At 38.8% G+C, this 7,717-nt stretch carries 6 protein-coding genes; 1 reads left to right on the forward strand and 5 read right to left on the reverse strand.

Features of this window, described 5'->3' with window-relative positions; genetic code table 11:
* Window positions 1–74: 74 nt before the first annotated feature.
* Window positions 75–2,468, forward strand: a complete 2,394-nt coding sequence (locus H7254_RS17485; protein WP_301934195.1) for a ribonucleoside-diphosphate reductase subunit alpha — start codon at window positions 75–77, stop codon at window positions 2,466–2,468.
* A gap of 137 nt (window positions 2,469–2,605) precedes the next feature.
* On the opposite strand, the gene H7254_RS17490 is transcribed toward H7254_RS17485, so the two are convergent.
* The 5 genes from H7254_RS17490 to H7254_RS17510 form a co-directional block, all read right to left on the reverse strand.
* Window positions 2,606–3,298 carry a LytTR family DNA-binding domain-containing protein gene (locus tag H7254_RS17490; protein WP_301934196.1) on the reverse strand — a complete coding sequence of 231 codons (693 nt, stop codon included), beginning with the start codon at window positions 3,296–3,298 and terminating at the stop codon, window positions 2,606–2,608.
* 45 nt (window positions 3,299–3,343) lie between these two features.
* Window positions 3,344–4,582, reverse strand: coding sequence for an alpha/beta hydrolase-fold protein (locus H7254_RS17495; protein ID WP_301934197.1), 1,239 nt, complete (start codon window positions 4,580–4,582; stop codon window positions 3,344–3,346).
* A gap of 44 nt (window positions 4,583–4,626) precedes the next feature.
* On the reverse strand, window positions 4,627–6,231 hold the full coding sequence (locus H7254_RS17500) for a sensor histidine kinase (RefSeq protein WP_301934198.1): 1,605 nt from the start codon (window positions 6,229–6,231) through the stop codon (window positions 4,627–4,629).
* Window positions 6,232–6,344: 113 nt separating this feature from the next.
* Window positions 6,345–6,986, reverse strand: coding sequence for a leucyl/phenylalanyl-tRNA--protein transferase (gene aat, locus H7254_RS17505; RefSeq protein ID WP_301934199.1), 642 nt, complete (start codon window positions 6,984–6,986; stop codon window positions 6,345–6,347).
* Between the two features lie 257 nt (window positions 6,987–7,243).
* Window positions 7,244–7,540, reverse strand: coding sequence for an ATP-dependent Clp protease adaptor ClpS (locus H7254_RS17510; protein WP_301934200.1), 297 nt, complete (start codon window positions 7,538–7,540; stop codon window positions 7,244–7,246).
* Window positions 7,541–7,717 lie beyond the last annotated feature (177 nt).

A 7,717-nucleotide genomic window follows, 5' to 3' on the forward strand; every position in this document is an offset into this window, starting at 1 on the left:
ATTGTTAGCTTTTCTGTCTGTTACATTTAAAGCAGGAAACAATTATCTCCTCTATATATAAAGTTTAGAAAGCTATGCACGTAATTAAAAGAAATGGTAAAAAAGAAACTATTAAGTTTGATAAGGTAACGGCCCGTATTGAAAAGTTATCTTACAGTTTAAGTCCGTTGGTGAACGCAATTGATGTAGCAAAAAAAGTAATTGAAGGTATTTACGATGGCGTGCCCACCACCGAACTGGATAATCTTGCTGCCGAAACGGCGGCTTCATTAGCCACCAAACATCCAGACTATGCTATTTTAGCTTCCAGGATTGCCGTGAGCAATCTGCATAAAAATACCATCAAATCTTTTTCGGAAACGATGAGGAAAATGTACCTGTATGTTGATAAATCGAATGGAAAAAAATCACCTTTGCTGGCCGATGATGTTTGGCAGGTGATTGAAGAAAATGCAGAAGTATTGGATAGCACAATTATATACGACCGTGATTTTGGATTTGATTATTTCGGTTTTAAAACATTGGAAAAAGCATACCTTTTAAAGATAGATGGTAAGATTGTTGAACGTCCGCAACACATGTTTATGCGGGTTGCAGTCGGTATTCACAAGGCTGATATTGACAGTGTAATTAAAACATATAACCTGTTAAGCGAGCGCTGGTTTACACATGCTACGCCTACATTATTTAACGCTGGTACACCCAAGGCGCAAATGAGCAGTTGCTTTTTGCTTACCATGAAGGAAGACAGCATTGATGGTATTTATGATACGTTGAAACAAACCGCCAAAATCTCCCAAAGTGCTGGTGGTATTGGTTTAGCAATACACGATATCCGTGCAACTGGAAGTTATATTGGCGGAACAAACGGTACCAGCAACGGTATTGTTCCCATGCTAAGAGTTTTTAATGATACAGCCCGTTATGTTGACCAGGGCGGAGGCAAACGCAAAGGCGCATTTGCTGTTTATTTAGAACCATGGCATGCAGATATATTTGCTTTTTTAGACCTGAGAAAAAATCATGGTAAAGAAGAAATGCGTGCAAGAGATTTATTTTACGCTTTGTGGATCTGCGACCTTTTTATGAAAAGAGTAGAAGCTGACGGACAATGGAGTTTGTTTTGTCCCAACGAAGCACCGGGCCTGAGTGATTGTTATGGGGAAGCATTTGAAACCTTGTACACCAAATATGAAGAAGAGGGCAGAGCAAGAAAAACCATCAAGGCACAGGAACTTTGGTTTGCTATTTTAGATTCGCAGATTGAAACCGGTACGCCTTATATGTTGTATAAAGATGCTGCCAACAGCAAAAGCAATCAGCAAAACCTGGGCACTATCAAAAGCAGTAACCTTTGCACAGAAATTATTGAATACACCAGCCCGGATGAGGTAGCAGTATGTAATCTGGCCTCAATAGCATTACCCCGTTTTGTTATCAATGAAAAGTTTGATATGGATAAGTTGTACGAAGTAACTTACCAGGCTACCTTAAATTTAAATAAGATAATTGACAATAATTATTATCCTGTTGAAGAGGCAAAGAACAGCAACATGCGCCACCGTCCTATTGGATTAGGTGTGCAGGGTTTGGCCGATGCATTCATTTTATTGCGCCTTCCTTTTGAAAGCGAGCTTGCTAAAATATTAAATATAAATATTTTTGAAACCATCTACTTTGCAGCCATGACGGCGAGTAAAGACCTGGCCATTAAAGAAGGCGCGTACGAAAGCTTTCATGGTTCTCCGTTATCAAAAGGTATTTTTCAGTTTGATATGTGGAACGTACAGCCAAGCAACCGCTGGGACTGGGATAGCTTAAGAAAAGAAGTGGTAGAGCATGGCACAAGAAATAGTTTGCTGGTTGCACCAATGCCTACTGCATCTACTTCACAGATATTGGGTAACAACGAATGTTTTGAACCATACACGTCCAACATTTATTCCAGAAGGGTATTGAGTGGTGAATTTATTATTGTAAACAAACATTTGCTGAAAGACTTAGTGAGCCTGGGTTTGTGGAACAATGACATGAAGAACAGGATCATTGCTGCCAATGGTTCTATCCAGAAAATAACAGAAATACCGGCTGACTTAAAAGAACTGTACAAAACAGTTTGGGAAATAAAGCAACGCAATTTAATTGACATGGCTGCAGACCGCGGTGCGTTTATTTGCCAGAGCCAGTCGCTGAATTTATTTGTGGATAGCCCAACGTCTTCCAAGTTAACTTCCATGCATTTTTATGGCTGGAAAAAAGGATTGAAAACAGGCATGTATTACCTGCGTTCACAAGCCGCCACACAAGCTGTACAGTTCACCATCGAAAAACAAGGCAGCGAAGAAATGGCACCGGTGATACCGCAAATTACTGCGGATGAAAATAAAAATAATGTAGATGATATTGATACTGATTTTACCGGCCCAACCTGTACCATGCAGGACGGCTGTGTAAGTTGCGGATCGTAATTGAAAAAAATAAATGATAGAACGCAGGTAATTTTTGCCTGCGTTTTTTTGTTTCTACAGACTACTCTTAAATAAATCCTGATCTATTATTAATGGCAGGCCCTTTTCTGGTTCCTTTTAAAAATAAAGCACGGTATTTATTTAGTTATTTTTTCAATGGCAGAAAGATAAGCTGCGCCAATAGGTAGCTCAGTTTGTTTTATCCAGATACTTTTTCTATTCATTTTTTGAATGTGTTTTTTAGAAACAATATAAGAGCGGTGAACCCTTATAAAATCCGGTGCAGGTAATAAAGCTTCTGTTTCACTCATGGTGAGGCGGGAGGCAATTTTACGGTTCTCCAAAACAAACTGCACGTAATTGCCGCCGCTTTCTGCATACAAAATAGTCTCCGGTTCGACTTTAATAATTTCGTAACCGCTCTTTATAAAAATGGCTGCTAGTTCCTGTGATTGCGCAATGGTTTTGTTTCTGAGCAAAAATTGTTCATTTGCTTTATTGCATGCTTTTAAAAACCGAGATAGCGAAAAAGGTTTTAATAAATAGTCAATGGCATCCAGTTCAAAACTCTGCACCGCATGCTCACTGTAGGCCGTGGTAAATATTATTATTGGTGGATTGGAAAGCGATTTTAAAAAATCAATGCCGGAAATATCCGGCATTTTAATATCAAGGAAGATAAGGTCAACTTTTACCTGCTGTAAAAAATCAATGGCTTTAAACGCATTGGTAAAACAATTCAGCAATTTGATAAAAGCTATTTTTGCAGAAAGGCTTTTTACAACTTCCAGTGCAATCGGTTCGTCGTCTATGGCAATTGCTTTCAGCATGGTGAGTTTGTTTGGTCAAAAGTAAATCCTTCTTTTTAAGCAGGATCATTTTCGTTTTTTTAATTGTTCCAGTTTGTTATGGGTATCAGGAAAATCTCTCAGGGCCAATGCTTTTGAATAAGCTGCGATTGTCTGTTTTTTATCGCTCATGGCATCATACAAATCGCCCATTGAATCATAGGCATTGAAGCTTTCAGGGTAATTATCCGTATTCATTTTAAAAAAGTACAGGGCTCTGCCAAATTGTTTTGATCCCATTAGCTGGTAGCCCAATACATTCACCATTTGTTCAGGCGGAAAAACCTTATAGCCCATTTGTTTGCTCACTATTTTATAATGTGCAGTCAGGATGGTATCTGCTTTAAAAGCAGTATCAAAAAATTCCCGGTAAGGAAAATTAAAATTGTAAAAAGCAAAGATGGAACGAATGGCATCATATGCGGCAACCAATGGCACAGCGCCATGATCATATTCGGGATAATATTTCCAGTTAAAGGCCAACCCGTTTTTTGTATTGGCTGCAAGGCAATGCCCGAGTTGTAAAATAGAACGGATATGGAGGCTCATCATGTCAGTATCTGTCTGAACCTGCAAAGTATCCATTCCTTTGGCCATTGTATTTGCCACAGCGAGAAACAGTGAGCGGCTTTCGAAATTATTTTTCGCCAGCACTGCTGTTGCTTGTTTTAATAATTTTTGATCATCCCAAAACATACTTGGGTCAATGGCCACGAAGGCATTAAACAAGCTGGTATGATTTAATAGTACATGCATAACCGTTAACCCGCCAAATGAGTGACCGATCAATAAACGATATGGAGCGGTTGGATATAAAGAGTCAATATGCGGAATCAGTTCTTTTTGTATAAATGAAATAAAATTTTCGCCACCACCTGAGTGTGCAGCAGACATGCTATCCAGCATAGGAGCGGCGTTTACGTGTGTAGGAGTAAGATCACGGCTGCGGTCAGTATTCGGTATGCCTACAACTATCATTTGCGGAAAAGAAATGTTACCACCACCTCCTCCGGCGGCCTGTATCATACTGGCAACGGTAGTAAAATTATTTTCATCCCCATCCAAAAGATATACTACCGGGTAATGGTGTTTTGCAAAAATACCATCCGGCGAAGTTGTATCCGGCATATGTATCCATATCTTCCGGTTTTCTTGTAAAATGGTTGAATACACACTGTCTCCTTTTCCTATTACAATAGTATTATTGGTTTGTGCATATATGGATATACTTATTAAAATGGAGATAGATAATATGATTGATTTCATTATAAATTTGTTTATGGTGGTTGTGGAATAAATTATTAAAAGAGTTATGGCTGAATGGAAAGTTGTATAAAAAACTCCTTGCCATCCTCATTAACAGCTATCTGGAATTTACCAGGGTAAATTAATTTTAGGCGTTCTAATACATTCTTAAAGCCAATACCGGATTTATCTTTTTCAGGATCGTTCTCCTGCCGCTGGTGCACACTGTTGCGTACTTCAAACAAAATATCTATTTCATTGCAATGAAGGCTGATCTTTATCCATGATTTTTCTTTAAGGCTGATACCATGTTTAAAAGCATTTTCAACAAGCGGTATTAACAGCATAGGTGCTATTTTATGCTTACAGTTTTGCCCGCTGATATTGTCTTCAATAGTAATTTCAGGACTATATTGTGTGCGCAGTTTTTGTAAGGCGATATAATTATTCAGGTAATCAACTTCTTGATGCATATCTATAAAATCAAGGTTGTTTTCATGCAGCATAAAACGCATCATGTCGCCCAGTTTTTGAATGCCTTCCGCTGTGCGGCCTGCATTTTCCTGCAAGGCAGTGCCGTATAAAGTGTTGAGTACATTGAACAAAAAATGTGGGTTTATCTGCGACCGCAGGAATTGAAAATCAGCTTTTGATTTTATCAACTCTTTTTGTGCACCCATCAGTGCAAGTATTTTATCTTTTTTTTGCTGAAAGGCCAGCCATGTAATGGGTGTTAAAATAAATAACTGACTTAACCAGCAAACAAGAAAAATACGTCCGATAAAAACGTATGGTGAGAGGGATAAGAGAAAAATAAAAGGGAGGGTATATAAAAGGGTTGATAATAATAAGCGTGTAAGAATAGGTTTACTTAAAAATGATCTTGTCCCCTTAAGTGGAAATAACCAGTAAGTGTTGCTCATCAATACCAGAAACAAAGGAATTACAAAGGAAAAATATGGTATGAAAAATCCATGTCCTTCATCAAGCTTGAATGATCTTAAAAAGCAAGGCAGTAATATCAATTCGGCTAAAAATAGTGTAAGTTCATTGCAGATCAAAATCCTGAAATCTCTTCTGCCTTCCGGTCTTTCAACCTGGTTAATGACAATTTCACGTACACCTACATACAAGGCGTATAAACCCAGCGAAAACAATACCACTGCATAACCAGCCCGAATATTCAGTTGGGAGTCGGGAATGTATTTATTAAAAAAAATAGAAAAACCGGGATAATTGAATTGCCATTGATGTGTAAAATAAGTAGCAATATTGTTAGCCGTGCCAAGCAATAAAACAATTAAAAGAATTTGCAACATCAGCCACACCATTTTTTTTGCTACTTTACCAGCCATACCCTTCAACGAAATTTTCATTTTGTTGAATGATATGGAAACCTGGGCAGTACCGGCTTCCATTTTTTTTGGAAACAATAAGCGGGGAATGATAAACAGGTTTATAAACAGGTAAGTCAGGTAAGCCAGTAACACCAAACCAATATCGGGTAGCAAGACATTCAGGTATAAATTAAATGGGGTATGCGTATTAATAAACGGACTGGCAAACGCATCTATCGGTGTATTGTGTACATTCCATAAATACCCGGCAAGCGCAATTACAGCCAGTATTGTAACAAATATCAATTCGTGTTGCCTCCATCTTACTTTCATCGTTTTATATTTTTAGCAAAAGTAGGCTGCCCTTAAAATGCGTTATTGTATATGTGACGGAACCGGCAAAAAATGTGATGGAACCCGGAATGGGTCTGTAACCTGGTGTGAACTTATAAATTTTCAGCAAGCAATACCATAAACCTGTTGCGCTCTATCATCTTTGCACCCAGGCTTTCAAGGTGTGCAGTATACACCTGGCAATCTATCAGTGTTACTTTTTCTTTTTGCAACTGATGCACATAATTAATAAAAGCAAACTTGCTGGCGTTGCTTACTTTGCTGAACATGCTTTCGCCAAAAAATACGTTGCCTAGCCGAATGCCATACAGGCCGCCTGCCAGTTCGCCATTCATCCATGCTTCGGCACTGTGCGCATACCCAAGTTCATGCAACTTTGTATATGCTTGTTCAATAGCAGGGGTTATCCAGGTGCCTTCCTGACCCTGGCGGGTAATGGTTTTACAGTTTTGCAACACTTTGCTAAAAGCCCGGTTAATGGTAAAACGGAAACTGCCATTGTTGAGCACAGACTGCATACTTTTAGTAACTCTTAGTTTGTCGGGAAACAGCACGAAACGTGGATCTGGGCTCCACCATACAATGGGTTCATCCTGGTTGTACCAGGGAAAAATACCACTGCGGTAAGCTAGTAATAACCGCTCCGTACCAAGGTCGCCGCCAATGGCAATGATGCCTTCGGGGGTTGCCATTTCAACAGGAGGAAATACCAGCTTATCATTTAATACAACCATTTTGTAAAGATAAAATTTGTACAGCACCTATCAGGAGACTGCAGATAAAATAAAAAATTTTTACCAGGTACGCTTCTGTAAAAGTTGCCCAATGGTATGCGGTAAAAGAGGGCGATGCAACGATGATCACCAAGGCTTTTTAGCCGGGACCAAAAAATAAAACATAATGATTTCTTAATGGAGATAATCAGCAGCCAAATAAAGTATGAAGATTACAAATAACTTCCCGGGATATAGCGCCGGTGTTTATGGACAGGCTACCTAGCCATTTCCTCGATAGTTGCACCAATGCCCCGCTCTGTAATGGCATCGCACATGGGTTTAAGCAACTCGAAACTGCCATCTTTAACCGCATATTTTCCTTTGCTATCAATAATAATGGCACATTGTTCGGCCTGTTCCGCCGAATGTCCACAAATTTCCACCAGGGTTTCTATCACCCAATCAAAACTATTTACCTCATCGTTCCACACAACCAGGCTATGGTATTCGTCTAACTCTGTAATTACGTCAACTTCTTCTTTATATTTGGTATGGTTATAAGTAATTTTCATTGTCTATGGTACAAAAATAAGCCGAAATTTTGAAGTGGGTATCAAACCGGTGCAACATAATCACCAGTAAATTTGTCATGGTTATATAAAAGACAGAATTTTTTACGTAAATAAATCCTTTACCCTTATTACAAACTATGCTCCGGTTATCAAAAAAAAATAAAGAGGTTCCACCAA

This window comes from Ferruginibacter sp., assembly GCF_014377975.1.
Taxonomy (GTDB): Bacteria; Bacteroidota; Bacteroidia; order Chitinophagales; family Chitinophagaceae; genus Ferruginibacter.